Raw genomic sequence first — 22,850 nt, 5'->3', positions numbered from 1 at the left:
CGTGGGGGGAATGATATTATGTTTCGATAGCGAGCAGATCTTCCGTCCATTTTATGGCTTCGTCATAGTACTTCGCTAGCATTTCATCGTTGAGTTCAAGTTTATCTCGATAGTTAATTACGGTTGCCCAATCTGCCGCTTCATAGGCTTTTACTAGAGTCAAAATATTACCAAGCGTCCCTTGTTTGGTGACTAGCGCACTTTTCACTAGATTATCGATTGGCATTTTTTGAACCAGCTCTTCTAATGGCTGGTCGAATAGCGAATCGAGTAGAGAGAACATACCCGTTAGAAACCCTAGACCATCGTCTAAGTCGGTATTCATATCATTAAGCAGCAACTCACAAAAACGCGCGCGCTGAATCGACAAGTTATACAGAGTATCTGGTTTATCATCTTGTGTAGAGGTAATCGCGACTAAAGATATGAATTTGCGTAAACGGTCTTCCCCTAGATAGACGAGTGCTTGCTTAAACGATTTGATCTCTGCTCGGATCAAATAAGAAGCGTTGACGAAAGTGAGCAATTTGTATGAGAGAGTGACGTCCAAAGAGATAAGGCGCTCTAATTCGTCATAATCGATATTCGGATTTGAGATCTCTTTACAAAGCTGGACTACTGCTAAGAATGATGGCTTGATCTGCTTGCGCCTAATCAGTTGCGGACGACTAAAAAAGTAGCCTTGAAATTGGGTGAAGCCCACTTGTTTAGCAAGTTCAAACTCTTCATAGGTCTCCACCTTTTCGGCGAGAAATACGATATTGTGATCTTTGAGACGTTCTATCAGAGTTTCCGCTTTTGCTAACGAATATTGGCGAATATCTATTTTGATGATCGAGGTGTACGGCAAAAATGGTAGCCACTCTTTACGTGGCACAAAGTCATCAAGCGCTATGGTGTAGCCTGCTTTTGACATTCTCTTGATTGCTGCCAAAAGTTCTACCGTCGGCTCGCAACTTTCTAAGATCTCTATAACCAAGTTGTCTTTAGGGAATAGAGTAGGAACCAAATTGACTAAGCTTTGGTAGGGAAAGTTAACAAAACCCAGCTTGTCACCAATGGTGCTATAGTGCGTAGCAAGGAAGTGCTCTGATAGCAGGCGGTTTGTTGCCAGTTCTGGATCGATATCTGGAAACGTATTGTTCGGGCCATCTCTAAATAGCAACTCGTAGCCAACCGTTTTCTGTTCGCTATTTAGAATCGGTTGCCGAGCAATGTAAGAGTATTTCAAATTTTGCATCGTGGTCTCAAAAACTTTCGAGTATCTTAACAATTCATCGAGTTTATTACAGTCTTGTTCAAATCTTTGTCGAATTTTCTGCGATTTGGCTCAGGCTTTAAGCAAAACGGCGTGTTTCTAAGTGTTGTGACTTTGGCGTACAAACCAAAACGGATCCTTGTTGATACCAGTCACCGAGTACGATGCGTGTAACAGGCTGATTATTGATCTCGAAGTGGTGAATGTTAGGTCTATGTGTATGACCATGAATCATCAAATCGGTTCCGTGTTGTTTCATCAGTGTTTCCACTTCAGATTGAGTGACATCCATAATGTCGAGTGACTTTTGCGCCTTTACATCACGAATATCGCCTTGAATTTTATTTACAATATGGCGCCTTGTAAAGAAGGGGAGTCGATTAAATATCCATTGTAACCAAGGCATATGAACCTTAGCTCTAAACGCTTGGTATTTATGATCGTCTATACATAAAGTATCACCGTGTAAAATGACCGTTTTGCGTCCATATAGGTCGATGACACAGTGTTCGTCGAGTAGGGTGATCCCAGTCTCGCGACAAAACCGTTTGTTGAGCAAAAAGTCCCGATTTCCCTGAATAAAGTAACAAGCGATCCCAGATTGCGTCAGCGATTTGAACTCGGCTTTGATCGCTTGAGCAAAATCGGACGGATCATCATCGCCAATCCAAAATTCGAAAAGATCGCCAAGTACGTAGAGAGCTTCCGCATGAACCGCTTCTTCGCGCATAAATTTAACGAAACAATCCGTTATTTGTGGCTGAGAGGGGGAAAGGTGAAGATCGGAGATAAATAGTGTAGTCATAGTCAATGAGGGAGGGCTTAACCCTCCCTAAAACGATTACTCGTGAATCGTTGTACCAGTGATGATCACTTCTTCTAGAGGAACGTCTTGGTGCATACCCATAGAACCTGTGCTTACACCTTTAATTTTATTAACGATGTCCATACCTTCTACTACTTCACCGAATACACAGTAACCCCAACCATCTAAGCTTTCTGAACGGAAGTCTAGGAAAGTGTTGTCGTTTACGTTGATGAAGAACTGAGAACTAGCAGAATGCGGTTCCATTGTACGAGCCATTGCTAAAGTACCTACTTTGTTGCTCAGGCCATTGTTCGCTTCGTTTTTAATTGGAGCGCGTGTTGCTTTTTCTTTAAGGCCAGAGGTCATGCCACCGCCTTGGATCATGAAACCATCGATAACACGGTGAAATAGTGTGTTGTCGTAAAAACCATCGCGGCAGTACTGTGCGAAGTTAGCACTTGTTTCAGGTGCTTTTTCTTCATTTAGCTGAATTTTAACGTCGCCGAAATTAGTATGAAGGGTGATCATGATGAATACCTATTCTGTGTATTTATGTTAGAGACCACGATTCTAGCTTAACTGCTGTCACAAGCAAACGTCGATCTAGCATTATTAGCCGCGTTTTCCTGCTGACTCGTTCGGGGATAGCTCATTCTGCAGGCAAAATGCAAGATTTATTCGCTTAATGACTCCATTATGCCCCGGATTATGGTTATAATCGCCGTTACTTTTTAAACGTAATAATCCAGATAGAGATCATGTTAAAAATATACAACACACTGACGAGACAAAAAGAGGAATTCAAACCTATCCATGCAGGCAAAGTCGGCATGTATGTCTGTGGGGTCACTATTTACGATCTCTGTCATATCGGTCATGGTCGTACCTTTGTGTCTTTCGATGTGGTTTCACGTTACCTTCGCTACGTTGGCTACGATCTCAAATTCGTACGTAATATCACAGATATCGATGATAAAATTATCAAGCGTGCGAACGAAAATGGTGAGTCGTGCGAATCGCTCACTGAACGCCTTATTGGTGAAATGCATGCGGATTTTGACGCGCTCAACATGAAGCGCCCAGATGTCGAGCCTCGTGCAACTGAATTCATTGCGGAAATCATTGAGCTAGTTGAAAAACTGATTGAACGCGGCTTTGCCTATGTTGCTGATAACGGTGATGTCATGTTTGAAGTATCGAAATTCGACGAATACGGGAAGCTTTCCAAGCAAGATCTTGACCAGCTTCAAGCAGGTGCCCGTGTTGATGTTGAGAGTGCCAAGCGCAGTCCGTTAGACTTTGTACTGTGGAAAATGTCTAAGCCAGGTGAACCTACTTGGGAATCGCCATGGGGACCAGGTCGTCCGGGTTGGCATATTGAATGCTCGGCAATGAACTCCTCGATACTAGGCAACCATTTTGACATCCATGGTGGTGGTTCGGATCTTCAATTCCCACATCATGAAAATGAAATTGCTCAATCTTGCTGCGCGCACGATACCCAATATGTGAACACTTGGATGCACAGCGGTATGGTGATGGTTGATAAAGAGAAAATGTCTAAGTCTCTTGGCAACTTCTTTACGATTCGTGATGTGCTGGGCCATTACGACCCAGAAACGGTTCGTTATTTCTTAATGTCTGGCCATTACCGTAGCCAGTTAAACTACAGTGAAGACAACCTAAATCAGGCACGTTCGGCACTTGAGCGTCTTTATACTTCACTTCGTGGTTTGGATCTAGATGCAGAACCTACAGGTGGAGAAGAGTACGTTACTCGCTTTACGACAGCGATGAACGACGACTTCAACACACCTGAAGCGTACTCAGTGTTGTTTGATATGGCTCGTGAAATCAACCGTTTGAAAACGGTTGACTTAGGTCAGGCGAGTCAACTTGGTGCGTTAATTCGTGAACTAGGGGACGTAATTGGTATTCTTCACCAAGATCCGGAAGCGTTCTTGAAAGGCGATTCAGGTGACAACGACGAAGTGGCAGAAATTGAAGCGCTGATTAAACTGCGTAACGATTCTCGTGCATCAAAGGATTGGGCGAATGCTGATATGGCACGCGATAAGCTGACGGAAATGGGCATTGTCCTAGAAGATGGCCCTGAAGGCACGACTTGGCGTCGCAAGTAATTTCTCGTAGCCCTTGCATGCAAGGGCTTCTTTTTAAGTTTTGAATTTGGTGTAACACTTTGGCTCAGATGTACTTCTATTACTCAGCAATGAATGCGGGTAAGTCGACAACTCTTCTTCAGTCTTCTTTCAATTACCAAGAACGAGGAATGAACCCTCTTATCTTCACTGCCGCACTTGATGATCGTTATGGCATTGGTAAGGTTAGCTCACGTATTGGACTTCAGTCTGAAGCTCAGCTTTTCCAGCCAGATTCCAATTTGTTTGATGAAATCGCAACGCTGAATGCCGAGACTAAACGACACTGTATCCTTATTGACGAATGTCAGTTCTTGTCAAAGGAACAGGTTTATCAACTGACAGAAGTGGTTGATAAGCTGAACATTCCAGTCCTATGCTACGGTTTGAGAACAGACTTCTTGGGTGAGTTATTTGAAGGAAGTAAACACCTACTGGCGTGGGCGGATAAATTGGTCGAGTTAAAAACAATTTGTCACTGTGGTCGTAAAGCTAATATGGTTATCCGAACCGATGAAGACGGTAAAGCTATCGCAGAAGGTGACCAAGTAGCGATTGGTGGCAATGATAAATATGTCTCAGTTTGCCGTCAGCATTATAAAGAAGCGCTGGGCAAGTAAGGCACATCATGAAAGTAAAAAAGGAAGCGTAATGCTTCCTTTTGTAGTAGTGGGCTATCCAGTAATCTATAGTGCATCAAGCGTATGATGGTATTTGAAGTGATAACCCAGTCCTTGTAGTTTTTCACTAGAGATAGTTTTGTCAGGCTCTGAGTTCACTAAATTCAACGAGGTATCTAAACCTACCGAACGCAAGGCTGCACGATAAAAGGTCACTTTGTCGCAGGTCTCTGGTGTGGTGGCGTTAACCACGCTCGCATTCACATATTCTAAACAAAAAATAATCGAACCAACAGCGTCGTCAAGGTGCAGCATATTGGCGGATGCTTGATCACTCACAGTCTTGAGTTTCGAAGCAAATCGAGATGGATGACGATTCGGACCAAACAAACCACTGCAGCGCACGATGACATAATTTAGGGTCGAGTTTCTAACGTGTTCTTCTGCAGTGAGCATAATAATAGACTTAGCGCTAAAGTCTTCTCTGCCTTTCGCTATCGGTAGCCTAGCCATATCCTCAGTCATGATCTCAGCTCGCTCTGGATAAACAGAGCTAGAGCTAATCATGATGATCTTTTCCACACCTATTCGTTTTGCCACTTGAACAAGCAGGGCCCATTGAGAAGCGTATAGCGCACCGCCTCCTTGCCTAAAACCAGGAGGAAAACAGCCAACAATCACCTTTATCTGCTTCTTGATGAGTTGATCTGTAAGTGCCAGCTCCTCTTCTTCTGAACGGACAGCATTCAAATCCAAACAGAGACTATCCATACCTGCTTGGGTGATTTCAGCCACGCCTTCAACGCTGGTTCTTGTTGCTATAACCTTGTAGCCTCGGCTTTGCAGAGCATGGGCTAGTGGCAGGCCAAGCCAACCAGCTCCTACGACGAGTAATTGCTTTTCTGTCATGTTATACATCCTCGAAACGGTGTCGAAGTAATTCTCGCAGTCGCTTATGACCGGCATCTTTACTCTTACTTGAGTGTTGGATTAAATCAATGTTGGTGATTGCGGATATCTTTTCAAATTCTATCGGAACCTGCACTAACTTACCTTGAGCAAGCGCTTCTTTTGCCATATAGGAAGGGGCATAGGTCCACCCAAATCCTGCGAGACACCATTCCATAATCATAGCGTAGCTATCGGAGTACCAAACATCGGGGCTAAGCACTTGATGAAAGCTACTCTTTTGAGAACTTCTCGAGCTGACGACAAGCTGTCGGTGCAAACTCAACATTTCAAGATGGGGAGTAACAGTTTTAGCGAGCGGGTGCTCTGAAGATACAAAAATGTCGAACTCGAAATCCCCAACATGTTCAAAGTCTAATGAGAAGGGGATAACGTGTTCGCCATAGACTAAGCCTGAAGTTGCTCTACCTGATTGAACCATTTCGATAATATCGATACTGGAGGCAAGTAAACATTCCAATTGCAGAGACGGAAACTCTTCCGAAAGTGTTTTGAGTATTGGAGTGATTCTTTCTAGTGGAATACCTTCATCTACCGCTAAAACGATAGGTTGTATCTCATCATGTCCCAATGTGTCGACTAAATCCGCAAGACGCTGATGTTGGGTAATTGCTGCGCGAGCATAGGGAAGTAGTTTATTACCAGCTTCGGTAAGAATTGGATAACGACCACTTCGATCAAAGACATCAACACCACAATCGATCTCGAGATTCATGATGTTTTGACTAACAGCAGATTGAACCTTGCCAAGCTTGCGTGCTGCAGCGGAAAAAGAACCGGTTTCAACCGTGGTAATAAATGCTTCTAACTGTTCGATGCTAAACATATCAGGTTTCCTGATGTTATCTCGTTTTCGTCTTGTTAAAGCATAACGGATAATGGCTTTATTGGTAAACGATGTTTCAAATCTACGGGGTAACTTAATGAATAATAAAGAAAGAATATTTCATGCTATTCTATTTGAGGCGTTAGCATTAGCTATCATAATTCCTATTGCATCTATAGCTACAGGTAGTAAATCAATGCAACTAATGATTGTAGGTGTTGGCATGAGTTTGTTCACCGTGGTATGGAACTATTTCTATAATGTATTGTTTGATAAATATATTCCAGGTGAGAGGAGTAAACGTTCCTTGCTTGTGCGTATCGGTCATGCAATAGGATTTGAAGCAGGATTGATCGTCATGACCATACCGGCCATCGCTTGGTTCTTACAGGTTTCATTACTGACTGCTTTGATTATTGAAGCTGGTTTTCTGGTGTTCTTTTTCTTTTATACGACTGGATTTAATTGGGTGTATGACAGATGGCAGCCCTATCGTCGTCTTTTTTTAGCCTAAGAGGTAGGAGTTAATTGCAGCGGCAATGATATGCCGCTGCTAGAGACATTTCACGTTAGTGCTAAGACGTTAAGACACGAAGAACTTTGTCTGCGTGCTCCGCCACTTCAATTCCCTCGTCCGTAAGGTAGCCACCGTCAGGTAGGGTACAGAGTCCTTTATCGAATAATCGTTGGACTGCTTCTTGCATCTCTTTGCTTGCATCTTGATGGACCTTGATGCCTGTTGCTGCGCTGCTTAAGTCAAATTGCAATAACAGGTTCATTTCAGAAAGATGCGCTGGAGTGAATTTCATAGATTTGCCTCTTGGTTGAGATTCTCCACTCAACATAGTGGGGATTGAATGAGTTGACAATCACGCAGTTAATAAAGTGTTAGCTTGCGCCGCCTTCTAAAGGAAAACGGTAAATTTTTGTTATTAAGTGGATGAAATATAATCACTTAGGGCTCTATGTGATGTATTTTAGTGAGTAATTTGAATATAGTTCGTAGGTTATGGCCTGTCGATTCGATAGGACGATTTTTCTTGGTCCATATGATGAAACCAAGTTATTAGGAGAGTAGATGTCTACACGCAATTTGGCTGTTGTATTAATGTGTGTTTTGGGCGTTGCATCGTGCGCGAGTACCCCAACGGCTAATGAATCCCATGCCAACTTGACGCCGGAAGAGGTTCGTCAAACAAGAAGTAGGGTATTTAGTGAGATTTCAGACACCTATGCCGAGTGGTCGAAGAAATTGGAAGGCGCGGATGCGCTTCGAATTTACGCGCCAGAAAACTACCGCGATATGATGTCATCTTGGAAAAGTGCGCATGATCTATTCATAGAAATACGTAAGGACCCGACGCAAGTTGATGCGAAGCATTCCGTCTTTTCTAGTGAGACGTATGCGGTCGGTTTCCGAGATCGCATTAATTCTGTGGAATATAACTATAAGGCAATTCAAGGTCTCAAAAAGCAAGCGGATGTCTTGCTCGCGCCAGCAATGAGTCAAATGACCTACCTTAATAAAATAGAGGCTGGCAAGTATTTCAGACATGCGATGAACAACTTAAATCGCGATTATCAGCGCCTGTTTGAGTATTTAGTCGTATCTGAAACCGAGCACGCTGAGAGCTATCAAGAGACGTTCATTAATAACGCCGTGGCACTTGAAGTTCGCGTAATTGATGCCATGTACGTCAAGCCATTGGAGCAGCGATTGGCTGATCTAAGTCGGTTAAAATACAATACACTAGCGCCGGTGAGCTTTGGCTATGTAGAGCAGGGGACGGCTGAATTGGCGAAGTATGTTGCCAAGTCACCGCGAAGTTTTACCGAGATAGAGCATCAAGTCGATCAGATCAACTTTCAGTTTCGACGTCTCGAAGCGGTTGTCGTTGAGGTAAATAAGTTGATTAATGTCGATAAATCTCAATTTGAGCCTATGGTGCTAGAGGCTGAATCACGTTTGCACAAGATATCCTCCGTGGCAAAGGGTAATGATTATCGAGATCAATCTCTTGCAGCGCAATCTGAACGTATTGCTCATGATGTTGAACAGTTGCGAAAGGCGGATCGCTCTGAAACGCTACAGAAAGAAAATCAACTACTGAAGCAGCAAATAGCGTTGTTACAAGAGCAAAATACTGAAGGAGATTCGGTCGATACTCAGTTAGCACTAGATCGAGCAGAGCAGAATCAGACAGAAATTGAAGCCTTGAAGAAATTGGTTTCCGCACTTCAAGAGAAATCGGACAAATCTTAACGGCTTGTATTAAAGTCTCACGCCCTTCAAACTAACGCCGCATTACGCGGCGTTTTTTTATCAGTTATCTTCATGACCGATATCCAAGTTCAACATTTTCAATAGTGAAATATAAACACTTATTTTTGAAAATCGACGAGTGATCCTTGTCACATAAACGTTACCAGCGATTGGTTTTCCATCTGTCAAGAAAAACTCAATTAAAGTGATAAATAGATCTTGCTTTATCGATAGATTGGGGCGATTATCCGCGCCCAGTTGACATTTAACCAATTATGTATAGAGCAAAATGGAAATGAATCAGTTTGATGCCTTATTGCCACCACAAATGGCAGAGCGTGCGGCCGAGGCCGGTGTTGGCAAAGCGACAAAAGACCCGATGAAGTCTTTTCTTTTGGCGATTACCGCTGGTTTGCACATAGGTATCGCATTTATATTTTACACAACCATCACTACAGGTGCCGGCGATCTACCTTGGGGTATCACTCGTTTTCTCGGTGGCTTGGCGTTTAGCTTGGGCTTAGTGCTGGTTATTATTACCGGTGGAGAACTGTTCACCAGCTCGGTTTTAACCTTGGTTGCACGTGCTAGCGGCAAGATAACTTGGCGTTCGCTCTTCAAAAACTGGTTTGTCGTTTATTTTGGCAATATGTTGGGTGCGCTGCTTTTGGTCGGTATCATGCTGACGGCTAAGCAATATATGTTCGATGAAGGCCAAGTTGGTCTGAACACGATGCACATCGCTCAGCACAAATTACATCACGGCTTTTGGCAAGCAGTGGCACTAGGTATTATGTGCAACGTTTTGGTTTGCGTGGCGGTCTGGATGACATTCAGTGGTCGTACTCTGACTGACAAAATTATCGTCATGGTATTGCCAGTTGCAATGTTCGTATCCGCAGGCTTCGAGCACTGTATTGCTAACTTGTTCCAAGTGCCAATGGCTGTTGGTATCAAGAACTTCGCATCGCCAGAATTTTGGCAGATGGTCGGTGCTAACCCCGCTGATTTCGCAGATCTTAACCTCGTCACATTCGTGGTTAACAATCTGATTCCGGTGACACTGGGGAATATCATTGGTGGTGGTGTATTCGTTGGTATGCTCTACTGGCTTATCTACCTAAGAGATTAATACAGTAGATGTGGAAAAAAAGCGCCGAAAGGTGCTTTTTTATGTACAAGCCTTGCTGGCTTGAGGTTATCGCTCTCTTACACTCTGTGTTTCAATGACCAGTATTGGGTGTGGGAGGTCATAAATGGTGTCATCAAGCTCTTCTGGTATGTGGATGAGCCAGTTTTTTGAGTCGTCTTTGTATTGGTCATAATCTGGTGTGCTAAGCATGGAATGTCTCTCTTCCATTGATACGGCATATGCTTGATTTCATGTACATGTTCTAGACCTTGGAATCTGTGGTTTGCACACAAATTAACCATCGCTTGTGACATTACGATGAAAAGACAGGATCTGCTGTGATCCGCACACCATATGTAGTAGTAAAAGGAGTAGTAACACTAAACTCAATAGATTGGTTATCCACACATGTTGTGGATAACTCCGTTTAAATTTAGTGTGTAACAGAGGCTGTCATTGCTTTATTGGGGATCAATGAGACTTCATTTAGGCTTTCCTGATGCGTTGAAACTTTGGCGTACTACCAAGTTGAGACTAATCGTGATTGATATCGTCATCATTACGAAGATGGCTATCATTATGACCAATTGATACTTGATGGCTATCACAGGAGTGGCTCCGCCCAAAATTTGACCAGTCATCATGCCGGGCAATGAAACTAAGCCAGTAGTTGCCATTGTCGCCAGAATAGGTGCTAATGACCTCTGCAACGCGACACGAACGAACGGAAGAGTCGCTAAAGGAATGGCAGCTCCCAAAGCGAGAGACGCTTCGTATTCGCTCCAGCGGCTCTCTAATGAGCCCAAAAAGTTTTGCAGTGCAACAATGTTGCCACTCAAGCTGTTTCCCAACAGCATTCCCGCTAGGCGGTAACATACTGTGCGCTGTAAGCCGGCTCGGGTTGAATGATGGCAAGGCTCAATAAGGCAATGATAGGAAAAAGACCTAACACTAATGCCATGCTGATAAACGTTATCAACGGATATCGCGGTAGTTTTGCTTTTGAGACAATCGCATTGGAACCAACAACTATCATCACAAAAAGCCAGATGACGTTGATTGCTAAGCTGTTTAAATAGAACAAATATTCCAGATAGACGCCGACCAGCGCCAATTGAAGGGTCATTCTTACTAAACCGATTAAGGCATCACGACCTATGTTGAGCTTGTAGTAAGAATTGATGACAAAGGGGACAAGCAACGTTAACGAGAACACGAGAATTTGCCACCAATTTATATCGACAACTTGCTGCACAATAGCCTCAAATTTTTAACTGCGAGAGTCTAAGTTTTACAGAAACTCGCACCGCCAACCACTTCTTTTTGACTTGTTTTTTGCTACATATTTTTAACAAAGAGCTGCTGTGACGTGAGAAAATTACCGTAAAAAACCAAATTTCAGAACCAACCTAGGAGGCTTTAGGTTGCAATGTTGTAATGTCTTTTACATACTTATAACTGTATTATGTTTTCATAAATATTAACAAATTTACACATCAATCTTTAATTAAATACAACTCTGGATGAACTCAAAAAACGGTTGATTAATAAGGTATGAATGGCCGGATTTGATTGAACCACACGCTTAGTATGGTTTAGCATTTTCCAATAGAGATATTAAATAATTGAGTCGCACAGTGATGCGACTCTTGAACTGTACACGATACAAAATAGGCAAATGTATGAGTGATGTTAACAAAGTTGAGAGTGCTGAAAAGCATGGTATGGAGTGGAAATCATTTTTCTTTATCTGCGCCGTATTCTTCCCTCTCTTGAGTGTGGTCATTGTTGGTGGTTACGGATTTATCGTTTGGATGCTTCAAATGTTCGTGTTTGGCCCCCCTGGTGTACACGGCTAATTCCTTAGCCCTTTATTCAATCACGATATTCAAGAGAGTTAGTCATGAAATCTTTTTTAATCAAACTTTGGCGTACCGTTAGTCGTCCTGCTGTTCATATCAGCTTGGGTGTATTGACCGCTGGTGGCTTTATCGCTGGTGTTATCTTCTGGGGTGGTTTTAACACCGCGCTTGAAGCTACCAACACAGAAGAATTCTGTATCAGTTGTCACACAATGCGTGACAATGTTTACGTAGAACTGCAGGACACTGTTCACTGGAAAAACCATTCTGGTGTACGTGCTACTTGTCCTGATTGTCACGTTCCTCACAACTGGACAGACAAAATTGCCCGCAAAATGCAGGCTTCTAAAGAAGTATTCGCACAAGTATTCGGTGACCTTGATACACCAGAGAAATTTGAAGCGCGTCGTTTCGAACTTGCTCGTCACGAGTGGGACCGCTTCTCTGCAAATAAGTCTTTAGAATGTAAAAACTGCCACAACTACGACTCAATGGATTTCGACCAAATGTCGCCAACTGCTCGTATTCAGATGAAGGCAGCAGCAGAGCGTGACCAAAGCTGTGTGGACTGCCACAAAGGTATTGCTCACAACTTGCCAAAAGACATGGCTCAAGCAAGTGGTATCGTGGGTGACCTTGAACAAGTAGCAAACAGCACCTCCTACGAGAAGGGTGGTAACGTTGTATCAATTCGTCATTTACCTCTATACACCGACGAAACTGCAACGACAGAAGCTGGTCTTCTAAGCCCGGCAAGCCAAGTCAAAATTTTGGAAGTTAAAGGCGACATGATCAAAGTTGAAATTGATGGCTGGCGCAAAGCGAAAGGTTATGGCCGAGTGATTCAAGAAGACTTTGGTAAGAATATCTCAACCGCTATCCTAACTCGTGAAGTATCGCAAAGCAGTGACGTTCACGTTGGTGAGAAAAAAGAAGACGTGTTAACGGGTCTTCCGTGGGAGAAAGTTGCAGTAGACGTTTGGATGAAAGAAGGCTCTATGGTGTCTGACTTCACTCCGATTTGGAGCGCCGCTGGTGAAGCGTACAAAACTAACTGTTCAACCTGTCACACTCAACCTGATGTAGCGCACTTTAGTGCGAACGGCTGGGTAGGCATGCTTGACGGTATGATCGCATTCGTGAACTTCGACACAGATACAGAAGCACTTGTTCTTAAGTATCTACAGAAGCACTCGTCAGACTTTGCTGAAGGCCACCACTAATAGACGTCAATTGGAGTAATAAAATGGCAATTACAAGAAGAAGCTTCCTTAAAGGCGCAGCAGGCTCAACTGCAGCAGCACTCATTGGACCAAGTTTGCTTGCTTCGGCGTCTGCAAGTGCAGCTGAAACTGACGGTACTTGGAAGACATCTGGCTCTCACTGGGGCGCGTTTCGCGCCCGTATTTGGGGCGGTAAAGTTCAAGAAATCAAACCTCTAGATCTTGATAAGTACCCAACTGATATGCTGAACGGCATTCAAGGTATTATTTACAGTCCATCACGTGTGCGCTACCCGATGGTTCGCCTAGATTGGTTCAAGAAGCACAAGTATGCAGCGGAAACGCGTGGTAACAACCGTTTTGTTCGTGTGACATGGGATGAGGCGCTAGACCTTTTCTACCGTGAGTTAGAACGTGTACAGAAGGATTACGGTCCTTGGGCACTGCACACAGGTCAAACGGGTTGGCGTATGACAGGTCAGTTCCACAGCTGTACCAACCACATGATGCGCGCGATGGGCTTGCACGGTTACTCTGTTAAAAAAGTAGGTGACTATTCAACAGGTGCTGGTCAAACTATTTTACCGTACGTACTTGGTTCTACAGAAGTGTATGCTCAAGGTACCTCCTGGGAACTGATTCTTGAGAATAGTGACAACATTATTCTTTGGGGCAACGATCCAGTCAAAAACCTTCAAGTAGGTTGGACTTGTGAAACTCACCAATCTTACGCATACCTCGAGCAGTTGAAGCAAAAAGTAGCGAAAAAAGAGATTAACGTTATCTCTGTTGACCCAGTAAAAAATAAGACTCAGCGATATCTAGAGAACGACCACCTATACTTGAACCCACAAACAGACGTAGCGTTTATGCTTGGTTTGGCTCACACGCTATACAACGAAAAGCTCTACGATAAAGCGTTTATCGATACCTATTGCCTTGGTTTCGATAATTTTATCGGCTACGTTCAAGGTGAGACCAAAGACAAAGTTGAAAAAACACCTGAGTGGGCCGCACAAATTTGTGGTGTGTCCGCGGATCAGATCCGTGAATTTGCACGCATGTTGGTGAAAGGTCGTACTCAGCTCCTCTTTGGCTGGAGTGTGCAACGTCAAGAGCATGGCGAGCAGCCATATTGGATGGGTGCTGTACTCGCCGCTATGATTGGTCAAATCGGTTTGCCGGGCGGTGGGATTTCTTATGGTCATCATTACTCTGGTATCGGTGTACCGTCAACGGGGTTCGCAGCTCCGGGCTCATTCCCACTCAATATCGATCAAGGCCAAGAACCGAAGTATCCAAGCCAAGATTTTAATGGCTATAGCCGAGTGATTCCGGTTGCGCGTTGGGTAGACTCCCTAATGGAACCAGGCAAAAAGATCAATTCAAATGGCTCGGTTGTGACGCTACCTGATCTTAAGATGATGGTATTTAGTGGTAACAACCCTTGGCAACACCATCAAGATCGTAATCGTATGAAAAAGGCGTTCCGCAGTCTTCAAACGGTAGTCGCAATTGATTTTGCATGGACGGCAACATGCCGCTTCTCTGATATCGTTCTTCCTGCGTGCACACAATGGGAACGTAACGATATCGATGGCTACGGAGCGTATTCAGGTCACGGTTTGATAGCGATGCACAAACTTGTAGATCCACTTTTCCAATCGAAGACTGACTTTGACATTATGACTGAGCTTACTCGTCGTTGGGGCCGTTCTGAAGATTACACTCGTGGTATGACCGAAATGGAATGGGTCAAGACGCTTTACAATAATTGTAAAGAGGCCAATGAAGGTAAGTTTGCAATGCCAGAGTTCGAAGAGTTCTGGGAACTAGGCCATCTTAATTTTGGGGTGGGCAAACCCTGGGTTCGTCATGCAGACTTCCGTGAAGACCCAGAGATTAATGCATTAGGTACACCTTCAGGCTTTATTGAAATCACGAGCCGCACTATTGGCAACATGGGTTATCAGTTCTGCCAAGAACACCCAATGTGGTTTGAAAAATCTGAGCGTTCGCACGGTGGTCCTGGTTCAGACAAACACCCGTTCTGGCTACAGTCATGCCACCCAGACAAGCGTCTTCACTCACAAATGTGTGAATCGGAAGCGTTCCGTGCTACGTATACGGTGCAAGGTCGTGAACCAATCTACATCAACCCTCAAGATGCCAAAACAAAAGGCGTTAAAGATGGTGATTTAGTACGTGTATTCAACGATCGTGGTCAACTATTGGCAGGTGCGGTAATCACCGATAGTTACGCGCCTGGTGTTGTACGTATCGAGGAGGGTGCGTGGTACGGTCCGCTAAATGAGAAAATCGGTGCGATTGACACTTACGGCGATCCAAATACGCTTACTCAAGATATTCCGACCTCTGAGTTGGCGCAAGCGACATCAGCAAACACTTGTCAGGTGGATTTTGAGAAATTCAAAGGTGACGTACCGCCAGTGACTGCGTTCGGTGGCCCGATTGAGGTCGCGTAAGTACTTTTAGCTATCGATAATTTTAACTAGCACACAAAACCCATCCTTTAGGATGGGTTTTTTTTTACCTAACAATATACTCATTAGGTAATTTCCTAATTTGTGGTCGAGGAATCAATGACCGAATATATTCAGGTGTCTCAAGAGCTTGATGCGTTAGCTATCAATCCTGAAATCAAGGTAACTAAACGAAACAAAGAACTGCATTTCGAAAATGTCAGTTTACACTTCTCTCCGTTGTCATCTCGAACCGCGTTGGTTCGGTTTGAAAATCAAATTGAATCTGGCGCTTATATTCTGGGTGACGGCTTTCAAATGCTATGTCAAACCGCAGGTAAACTTGATGGTCTTGTAGATATAGGACGATGCCCAGACAACAACAATAGCTATCGTATTTATCCGGAAGACGCACCACGCCGTTTTTACAACTATTTGGTTGTAGAACAGTCGACAGGGTTTCATCTGTATGGTTTTACATCTTGTCACCGATTTGCGGGTTATTTCGAGCTGCAGCCAACGGGTCATGGTGTCGATATCGTTGCGCTCATCGATGGTGAGGAAAGTTCTCCTCAGCATTGGGCCAGTAATCAACTGGAGTCATTAACGGTACTCCATGGTGATAGTTTGGAAGAGGTTTACAATGAATACGCTAACCTCATTTCTAATCATCATCCTACACGAATTGGTGTGTCGGGTGAGAGCCCTGTTGGTTGGTGCTCTTGGTATGCTTACTATGCGGATGTGACGCGACAAAATGTCATCGAAAATGTAGACATTATGGCGGACAAGCTGTTTGACCTAGAGTGGGTGCTGCTTGATGATGGTTATCAAGCTTTTATGGGGGATTGGCTCACACCGTCTGAGAAATTTGAAGGTGGTGTAAAATCACTGATAGCGGATATAAAAGCCAAAGGTAAAAAGCCGGCCATTTGGATGGCACCATTTATTGCTCAAGCGGAATCGGACGTATACAAAAATCATCCGGATTGGTTCTTAAAGCATAACAATGGTGAGTTGCTTAAAGCTGAAGATATTACTTATGGCGGGTGGCGTTGTACACCATGGTACATTCTTGATGCGTCGCACCCTGAAGTTCAAGAGCACTTGACGCGTGTTGTCAAAACGATGCGAGACGAGTGGGGAGTCGAGTTATTTAAACTGGACGCGAACTATTGGGGCACATTGAAAGGACAGCGCTATCAGAAAGGAGTCACTGGCGTTGAAGCATACCGTTTAGGTATGGCTGCGATCAATGAAGGCGCAGGTAATGCGCTGGTGTTGGGGTGTAACGCACCGATGTGGCCATCACTTGGTTTGGTCGATGCTATGCGAGTCTCAGATGATGTTGAGCGTGATCCACAAAGATTTGAGCAGATTGCCAAAGAAACCTTTTATCGCAGTTGGCAACATCAGCGTTTATGGTTAATTGATCCAGACTGTGCCACATTCACATCTCTACCTAATCAAGGAACCGATAGAGCGAGCTACGAATTTCATCGCAACGTGTTGCTGGCAAGTGGCGGTTTACTGCTCTCTGGTGACCCATTACCTGAATTGACTCCGTTTGCAGAAGAGACGTTAGCAAGACTCATTTCAAGGCAACGACACTCTTCGAACGCATCGACATTTACGTCGCTGTCCATGAACCATGCGACGCTAAAGCTATCTGAGGACCGTCGATTGCACTGTTTGTTCCACTACGACGATGATCTCTCGGAGTATACACTTACCACCGAATACCCTTGTGATTGGTTCGATTACTGGACAGGAGAGAAACTCAACCAAGATCCGGTACAAATACAGATCATCCCTGTGAATAGAGGCTTAGATAGCAGAGCCATTGTCTCTGTTGTCCATCTACTAGACTAACCAAGTTACAGCTCAAACAACCAGTAATACCCGTATCCTACAACCATTGCGGGTATTGCTGAATAAAAGGTTGCGACCAATGCAGCTTTAGGTGCCAGTGCAATGGCCGGGAATAGCGCATCGCCATCATTAGAAATAGCGTTGGAAATTTGTGCTGACATTGGCACCGAACCCGCAATATATAGACTCGTGACAAGGATTTGTGGACCACAACCTGGTAACAGACCTACCAACATACCCACAAGTGGCATATAGACGCCGTAGCCTGATAACGCAGTCCCTAAATCAATATGAGCAAAGTGAACGCTTAACTCAAAAAACAAGAAAGCAACGATCACCCACGCACTAACAAAGTGCGTATCCTGAACGGCCTTTTGCATCGGGTGTGAAGAGGCAACTTTGGCATCTTCGGCAACCGTACTTTTATAGTCGTTAATTTCCTTGGTAAAAGCCCATAAAAACATCATCACAAGGGCCAAAATTGCTCCTATCCATTCGATACTATCTGCTGGAAGGCCAAGTACTTGGTTAATATCGACTTGAAATGACATAGCAAAGGCAATGATCAGAGCTGGAACAATAATCCATTTCCAAAATAGACCTTGTAAATTGATAGCGGCCGTTTGGACACCTGTAGATGTCGATGTCATTTGACAGGCGCATGAGGCTTGTTCGTCTTGGGTATGATTTTGAGAGAAGCGTTTAACCAAGGGATTGTCGGCTTTTGGACGGAGGAACTCGGCGGCGTGTATTTTATTTACAATCAAACCTGAGATAATCCCGATGACGACCCCCATAGCGACGAGGCTAAAGCCAACACTGGGTTTACTGGCTAAAATTAAGAAAGCAGCATCGCCCATTGTTGCCGTGAGTACGGCAACGACAGACCCAAATCCAACACGGCCTGACACAAACTGAGTGGTGACAATAATTGCCCCTCCACAACCGGGAAGTGCACCAAGCAATGATGAGAAAATGACTTGGTGTGAGGGTGAGTGGTGGTATAGCTCCACTAATTTATTTTGGCTTGAGACGAGTCGAGAGACTTGATGGTAAACGACTAAGGTAAACACGACATAGCAAGAAACCGCCCAAAAAGCGTCAGCAAGCGCGTTCATCGTCACTTCTCTGGTGCCTGTAGTTACGAGCAATGCAACCATAGCAATAGGTAGTATGAGGCGCTTATATTTTGGCGTGAACTGATCAAGAGTTAATCCATTCACGATAGCGAGGTTTTTTACCTGTTGCATATATTTTACCGGCATCAAATGAGAATTATTATCATTATACACCATTGATAATGGTTCTCAATAGCGTTTACATGGATTTGTCAGACAGGAAATCTAGTGAAACTGATATCAACCGATGACAAATTCAGAAAATCAGGTAAAGTAACGACCCTTGTGAGATATATAACAGGCGAATTAGCCTGATGATCAGAATTAGTTAGGAAGCAAAATGATTTTAGTTGTCGGTCATAAAAATCCAGATAGTGATAGTATTTGTGGTGCACTTGTTGCAGCAGAACTTCTAAAAGCTCGTGGTCTTGAAGCCCAGCCAGTTCGTCAAGGTGAGATCAACCGTGAAACCCAACATATCCTTGCGACGGCAGGTGTTGAACAGCCAGAACTTCGCACGAGCGTTGCTGGTGAAAAAGTATGGTTAGTTGACTACACCGATCTAGCTCAAGCTCCAGATGATATTAATCAAGCTGAAATTCTAGGTATTGTTGACCACCACCGTCTAGGTGATGTGATGACGGTTAACCCTCTTGAAGCTTGGATTTGGCCTGTAGGTTGTACATGTACTATCCTATTCAATCTATTCAAGATGGAAAACGCTGAAATTACTCGCCCACTTGCTATTCTCATGATGTCGGCAATTTTGTCTGATACGGTAGGCTTCGCATCGCCAACTTGTACTCAAAAAGACAAAGATGCGGTAGCAGAACTGGCAGAGATTGCTGGTGTTGAAGACCTTGATGCATTCATCAAAGATCTGCTGATCGCAAAAACAAATATTGAAGGTCTAACAGCAGCTGAGCTAGTAGAGAAAGACCTTAAAGCATACCCATTCAATGGTCGTGATGTTGTGGTTGGTCAAGTTGAACTGGCAACACTTGAGCAAGTTGAAGGTATGATTGAAGCGCTTGAAGCTGACCTAATTCGTCGTTGTGAAGAAGAAGCGCTAGCGTTTGCCGCTGTAATGCTAACGGATATCACAACCGCACAAACCCGCTTAATCTACAAAGGTGAGTGGGCTGATAAATTAGGTAAGCACGAAGAAGATGGCATACTTATGATGGAAAATACACTGAGCCGCAAGAAGCAAGGTTGGCCTTGGCTTCAGAACGAGCTAGTGTAATTATTCACTAAGTTTGTAAAAGCCCTAGTATCTAAAATACTGGGGTTTTTTTAATTTTAGACTCTAGATAAAGGTGTTCAGTGATGGCATTAGAGCAACAGCAAATCGAAGAAATCTCCAGCTATGACGGAGAGAAGCGGCTGAAGTACAGCGTAAAAACCATGGTACAGGAACGTCAGATTTGGATTCTTACTGATGAACATGGCTGTGTCATGTTAAACACTGAAGATGAAGATTGTGTTCCAGTTTGGCCACATCAAGAGTTGGCTGAACAATGGGCCACAGGAGAGTGGGATCATTGTAAAGCTGAGGCGATCTCTTTGAATAAATGGCATAGCCGTTGGACCTATGGCTTGGAGGATGACGAATTAGCTGTTGTCGTATTCCCAAATCAAAATGAAGAAGGGGTCATTTTGTTCCCTGATGAGTTTGATTTCGAACTGAAGAAGCAAGCCACTAAACTTTCCAGAAAGTAAGTTAGCGATACAGTGGCGGAACATTGAAAGAGTAAATAGACATTGCATGACGTATTCATTTACATGAAGTTAAGGTAGACTTCATGCTGGTTTTCTTAAGGTAACTGTTTGTCATGCAACGTTTCTTTCTACTGATTTTAAGCTGTGTTATCAGCACGCTAGTGTCGGCCTCTAACAAAGACAACTGGGATTTATTCAGCGACATCGGCGCCTACGGATTGGTTGGTTTGGCAGCGGGGTTACCGGCATACCGAGACGATTGGGAAGGGGTTTGGCAGGCAGGTTTGAGTATTGGCTCTGCCTCGGCCATCGGTTTGGTAGGAAAGCACACAATAGATGCGCCTAGACCCGATGGTAGTGATCACAAAAGCTTTCCATCAAACCATACGGCAAATGCTTTTGCTTCTGCAACAACATTGCACATCAGGCATGGGTGGCAAGTGGGGTTGCCCGCTTATGGTATTGCAACGTTAGTTGGTGTTGGTCGCGTTCAAGCGGACAAACACTATTGGCGTGATGTAGCAGCAGGGGCGGCTATCGGGGTCTTTACAGGTTGGATATTTACCGACAAGTTAGACCCTAATGTGCAATTGCTGCCCTGGGCCACTTCACAAGGCGCTGGTATTTCAATGACCTATGTTTGGTAGTGTCTCGCCATAGATAGCAAACAAAAAGCTCAGCAATTGCTGAGCTTTTTAATTCAGGGAAAGTCGATGATTAATCGCGCTTCCATAGGATATGACAGAACTTATTATCAGGATCACGGCTTACCAATAAGCGCGCGAATACATCATCAAGAACATCGTCTTCTTCGTTGACTAATCCGATACGCACTTCTGCGTAGCTTTCATCAACGTCGAATCCTACTTGTTCAGCCCAATCCAAACCAGTTTCTACCACCTCAGCTGCGCCACGGTCGTCAAATTGTGCTGTGAAAAGAATCACATCTGCAGGTTCGAGATTATCAGGGGCCATCTCCAAGAAGATGTCGTAGGCCGCTTCAATAACGTCATCGTATGAAATCAGTTCTGACATAACTTACGCTCGGTTCATGTATTTACGTTCAGTAGTATTGATCACCACTCGATCGCCAGTCGCAATGTACTCTGGTACTTGTACAGTAAGACCGGTAGATAGACGTGCTGGTTTTGTACGTGCCGACGCTGACGCTCCTTTAATTGAAGGATCAGTCTCTTCAATAACAAGTTCTACAGAAGAAGGGAGTTCAAGACCAACAGCGCTGCCGTTGACAACAATAACTTGTACACCTTGAGTGTCTTCGTTGATGAAAAGTAATTCGTCTTCGATTTCGCTGTGTTTGAAAGTGAACTGACTGTAGTCTTCATTATCCATGAAGATGTACTCATCACCATCAACGTATGAGAAAGTGACGTTACGCTTGTTCATTTCAACGGTATCTAGAGTATCGTCAGACTTGTAACGCTCATCAACTCTTGAGCCTGTCGCCAAATCAGTACAACGCAATTTGTAGATCTTTGCACCGCCACGACCGCCTGGAGTCGTCACTTCGATATCTTTGATTAGCAACGTTTTGCCATTTGACTCAATCGCAAAACCTTTTTTTAGCTCACTTGCCTTAGGCATGGAATATTTCCTTCGTTTTTTGTTTAGACAATCAATTATACTTCCGAAGTCTTACTTTGCTCAAGAAACATGTGATGCTGAGCACGATTCATTTGCTCATTGAATCTCAAGTAGTCGAAACGTAGAATAGAAAAACCTGCAGTACTTTAGATCGATATCGTGCCTACTCCGAACTCACTGCCATTATTGAACTTTCAACCTGAATATATTGATGTCGTTCATGATTTGCTAGCGTGTCTAAAAGCGAGCCTTAAAGACAATCTACACAGCGTTTATATCTATGGCTCTGTCGCCCAAGGGCGAGCCAAACCCGGCGTGTCCAACTTGGATGTTGTGGTGGTGACATATCGCCCATTTAGCAATGGTAAAACGTCTCTTTTCAACAGTATTAATTGGCGTATTCAGAAGGCATTTCCTTTTGTTCGAGGAATCGCTATTCGCACTGCTATTGTTGAGCAAGTGGTCTCAATCGATGCGTTGTTCACGTGGGGATTCTTGTTGAAACAATGTTGCCACAACATTTATGGTGACGATCTCGCCGAGTGTTTTGGAGACTACATTCCAAGTTGGGAGATTTCTAAGCAGTGGAACATGGATATTGCCGAGTGTTCCGTGGCGCTTCGTCATCAGATAGCACAAGCAATGACAGAGGGCGAGCAGTTGGTGGCGCAGCGCGAAATGGCTAAAAAGCTGTTGCGTGCTGCCTATGGTTTAGTACTCCATAAACACAAAAGATGGATAGATGACCCGCTCGAATGTGGTGCGCAGTTCTTAGCGTATTTCCCCGAACGCCAGCAGACTATCGAACGTCTTGGTATTTTATTAGGGACTCGCCTCATACCTAAACGTTCAGTGGTAGGGCTTTTGGATGAGTTCGGTCCGTGGATGGCTAACGAATATAAAAAAACGGAATTTCGTATCGGTTAGCCG

Annotated in this window: 23 protein-coding genes and 1 pseudogene; 13 read left to right on the top strand and 11 right to left on the bottom strand. The window is 44.1% G+C overall.

Going from position 1 to position 22,850, the window contains the following annotated elements; translation table 11 throughout:
• Positions 1-16: 16 nt before the first annotated feature.
• The 3 genes from VTH8203_RS14805 to VTH8203_RS14795 all read right to left on the bottom strand — a co-directional run bounded on the left by VTH8203_RS14805 (position 17) and on the right by VTH8203_RS14795 (position 2,594).
• Positions 17-1,231: an EAL and HDOD domain-containing protein gene (locus VTH8203_RS14805; RefSeq protein ID WP_167385828.1), complete on the bottom strand. Its 1,215-nt coding sequence runs from the start codon at positions 1,229-1,231 to the stop codon at positions 17-19.
• Between the two features lie 106 nt (positions 1,232-1,337).
• A complete protein-coding gene (lpxH, locus tag VTH8203_RS14800) occupies positions 1,338-2,063 on the bottom strand; it encodes a UDP-2,3-diacylglucosamine diphosphatase (RefSeq protein WP_096994358.1) in 726 nt (241 codons plus the stop codon).
• 36 nt (positions 2,064-2,099) lie between these two features.
• Positions 2,100-2,594, bottom strand: a complete 495-nt coding sequence (locus tag VTH8203_RS14795; RefSeq protein WP_006074416.1) for a peptidylprolyl isomerase — start codon at positions 2,592-2,594, stop codon at positions 2,100-2,102.
• 230 nt (positions 2,595-2,824) lie between these two features.
• Here VTH8203_RS14795 and cysS point away from each other — a divergent pair, with 230 nt between their 5' ends.
• Both cysS and VTH8203_RS14785 read left to right on the top strand, forming a co-directional pair.
• Positions 2,825-4,207, top strand: a complete 1,383-nt coding sequence (gene cysS, locus VTH8203_RS14790) for a cysteine--tRNA ligase (protein ID WP_096994357.1) — start codon at positions 2,825-2,827, stop codon at positions 4,205-4,207.
• 59 nt (positions 4,208-4,266) lie between these two features.
• A complete protein-coding gene (locus VTH8203_RS14785; protein ID WP_006075116.1) occupies positions 4,267-4,845 on the top strand; it encodes a thymidine kinase in 579 nt (192 codons plus the stop codon).
• A gap of 66 nt (positions 4,846-4,911) precedes the next feature.
• On the opposite strand, the gene VTH8203_RS14780 is transcribed toward VTH8203_RS14785, so the two are convergent.
• A complete protein-coding gene (locus VTH8203_RS14780; protein ID WP_096994356.1) occupies positions 4,912-5,754 on the bottom strand; it encodes an NAD-dependent epimerase/dehydratase family protein in 843 nt (280 codons plus the stop codon).
• Between the two features lies 1 nt (position 5,755).
• Entirely contained in the window at positions 5,756-6,640 is an 885-nt protein-coding gene (locus VTH8203_RS14775) for a LysR family transcriptional regulator (protein ID WP_096994355.1), read from the bottom strand.
• A 97-nt stretch (positions 6,641-6,737) separates the two neighbouring features.
• Here VTH8203_RS14775 and VTH8203_RS14770 point away from each other — a divergent pair, with 97 nt between their 5' ends.
• Positions 6,738-7,154, top strand: a complete 417-nt coding sequence (locus tag VTH8203_RS14770) for a PACE efflux transporter (RefSeq protein ID WP_063604448.1) — start codon at positions 6,738-6,740, stop codon at positions 7,152-7,154.
• A gap of 61 nt (positions 7,155-7,215) precedes the next feature.
• Here VTH8203_RS14770 and VTH8203_RS14765 read toward each other — a convergent pair whose 3' ends face one another.
• Positions 7,216-7,449: a TIGR02647 family protein gene (locus tag VTH8203_RS14765; protein WP_063604449.1), complete on the bottom strand. Its 234-nt coding sequence runs from the start codon at positions 7,447-7,449 to the stop codon at positions 7,216-7,218.
• Positions 7,450-7,718: 269 nt separating this feature from the next.
• On the opposite strand from VTH8203_RS14765, the gene VTH8203_RS14760 reads away from it, so the two are divergent.
• Together VTH8203_RS14760 and focA are read left to right on the top strand one after the other, a co-directional pair.
• The gene (locus tag VTH8203_RS14760; RefSeq protein WP_096994354.1) at positions 7,719-8,903 is read left to right on the top strand and encodes a hypothetical protein; all 1,185 of its coding nucleotides are present in this window, start codon (positions 7,719-7,721) and stop codon (positions 8,901-8,903) included.
• A gap of 289 nt (positions 8,904-9,192) precedes the next feature.
• Positions 9,193-10,035 (top strand): formate transporter FocA, encoded by an 843-nt coding sequence (gene focA, locus VTH8203_RS14755; protein ID WP_096994353.1) that lies wholly within the window; start codon positions 9,193-9,195, stop codon positions 10,033-10,035.
• 66 nt (positions 10,036-10,101) lie between these two features.
• On the opposite strand, the gene VTH8203_RS24565 is transcribed toward focA, so the two are convergent.
• Together VTH8203_RS24565 and VTH8203_RS14750 are read right to left on the bottom strand one after the other, a co-directional pair.
• On the bottom strand, positions 10,102-10,245 hold the full coding sequence (locus VTH8203_RS24565) for a hypothetical protein (protein ID WP_158296150.1): 144 nt from the start codon (positions 10,243-10,245) through the stop codon (positions 10,102-10,104).
• 272 nt (positions 10,246-10,517) lie between these two features.
• Positions 10,518-11,290, bottom strand: a pseudogene (locus VTH8203_RS14750) (ABC transporter permease).
• Positions 11,291-11,717: 427 nt separating this feature from the next.
• On the opposite strand from VTH8203_RS14750, the gene torE reads away from it, so the two are divergent.
• The 4 genes from torE to VTH8203_RS14730 all read left to right on the top strand — a co-directional run bounded on the left by torE (position 11,718) and on the right by VTH8203_RS14730 (position 17,475).
• Positions 11,718-11,894: a trimethylamine N-oxide reductase system protein TorE gene (torE, locus tag VTH8203_RS14745; RefSeq protein ID WP_096994352.1), complete on the top strand. Its 177-nt coding sequence runs from the start codon at positions 11,718-11,720 to the stop codon at positions 11,892-11,894.
• A 44-nt stretch (positions 11,895-11,938) separates the two neighbouring features.
• Complete coding sequence (torC, locus tag VTH8203_RS14740) at positions 11,939-13,120, top strand: pentaheme c-type cytochrome TorC (RefSeq protein WP_096994351.1); 1,182 nt, start codon at positions 11,939-11,941, stop codon at positions 13,118-13,120.
• A 23-nt stretch (positions 13,121-13,143) separates the two neighbouring features.
• A complete protein-coding gene (torA, locus tag VTH8203_RS14735) occupies positions 13,144-15,606 on the top strand; it encodes a trimethylamine-N-oxide reductase TorA (protein ID WP_096994350.1) in 2,463 nt (820 codons plus the stop codon).
• 117 nt (positions 15,607-15,723) lie between these two features.
• Positions 15,724-17,475 (top strand): glycoside hydrolase family 36 protein, encoded by a 1,752-nt coding sequence (locus VTH8203_RS14730; protein WP_167385827.1) that lies wholly within the window; start codon positions 15,724-15,726, stop codon positions 17,473-17,475.
• Positions 17,476-17,480: 5 nt separating this feature from the next.
• Here VTH8203_RS14730 and VTH8203_RS14725 read toward each other — a convergent pair whose 3' ends face one another.
• Complete coding sequence (locus tag VTH8203_RS14725; protein ID WP_096994398.1) at positions 17,481-18,725, bottom strand: putative manganese transporter; 1,245 nt, start codon at positions 18,723-18,725, stop codon at positions 17,481-17,483.
• A gap of 208 nt (positions 18,726-18,933) precedes the next feature.
• Here VTH8203_RS14725 and VTH8203_RS14720 point away from each other — a divergent pair, with 208 nt between their 5' ends.
• The 3 genes from VTH8203_RS14720 (at position 18,934) to VTH8203_RS14710 (ending at position 20,962) form a co-directional block, all read left to right on the top strand.
• The gene (locus tag VTH8203_RS14720) at positions 18,934-19,839 is read left to right on the top strand and encodes a manganese-dependent inorganic pyrophosphatase (protein WP_096994348.1); all 906 of its coding nucleotides are present in this window, start codon (positions 18,934-18,936) and stop codon (positions 19,837-19,839) included.
• 83 nt (positions 19,840-19,922) lie between these two features.
• On the top strand, positions 19,923-20,315 hold the full coding sequence (locus VTH8203_RS14715; RefSeq protein ID WP_208617753.1) for a DUF2750 domain-containing protein: 393 nt from the start codon (positions 19,923-19,925) through the stop codon (positions 20,313-20,315).
• A 113-nt stretch (positions 20,316-20,428) separates the two neighbouring features.
• Entirely contained in the window at positions 20,429-20,962 is a 534-nt protein-coding gene (locus tag VTH8203_RS14710) for a phosphatase PAP2 family protein (RefSeq protein WP_096994346.1), read from the top strand.
• 70 nt (positions 20,963-21,032) lie between these two features.
• On the opposite strand, the gene VTH8203_RS14705 is transcribed toward VTH8203_RS14710, so the two are convergent.
• Both VTH8203_RS14705 and efpL read right to left on the bottom strand, forming a co-directional pair.
• Entirely contained in the window at positions 21,033-21,350 is a 318-nt protein-coding gene (locus tag VTH8203_RS14705; protein ID WP_096994345.1) for an HI1450 family dsDNA-mimic protein, read from the bottom strand.
• 3 nt (positions 21,351-21,353) lie between these two features.
• Complete coding sequence (efpL, locus tag VTH8203_RS14700; RefSeq protein ID WP_096994344.1) at positions 21,354-21,920, bottom strand: elongation factor P-like protein EfpL; 567 nt, start codon at positions 21,918-21,920, stop codon at positions 21,354-21,356.
• A gap of 159 nt (positions 21,921-22,079) precedes the next feature.
• On the opposite strand from efpL, the gene VTH8203_RS14695 reads away from it, so the two are divergent.
• Positions 22,080-22,847 (top strand): nucleotidyltransferase domain-containing protein, encoded by a 768-nt coding sequence (locus VTH8203_RS14695; protein ID WP_096994343.1) that lies wholly within the window; start codon positions 22,080-22,082, stop codon positions 22,845-22,847.
• The last annotated feature ends 3 nt before the right edge of the window (positions 22,848-22,850 follow it).

Origin of the sequence: Vibrio thalassae (assembly GCF_900089835.1) — a bacterium.
In the GTDB taxonomy this organism is placed as follows: domain Bacteria; phylum Pseudomonadota; class Gammaproteobacteria; order Enterobacterales; family Vibrionaceae; genus Vibrio; species Vibrio thalassae.
This window is presented reverse-complemented; position numbering and strand designations above follow the sequence as displayed.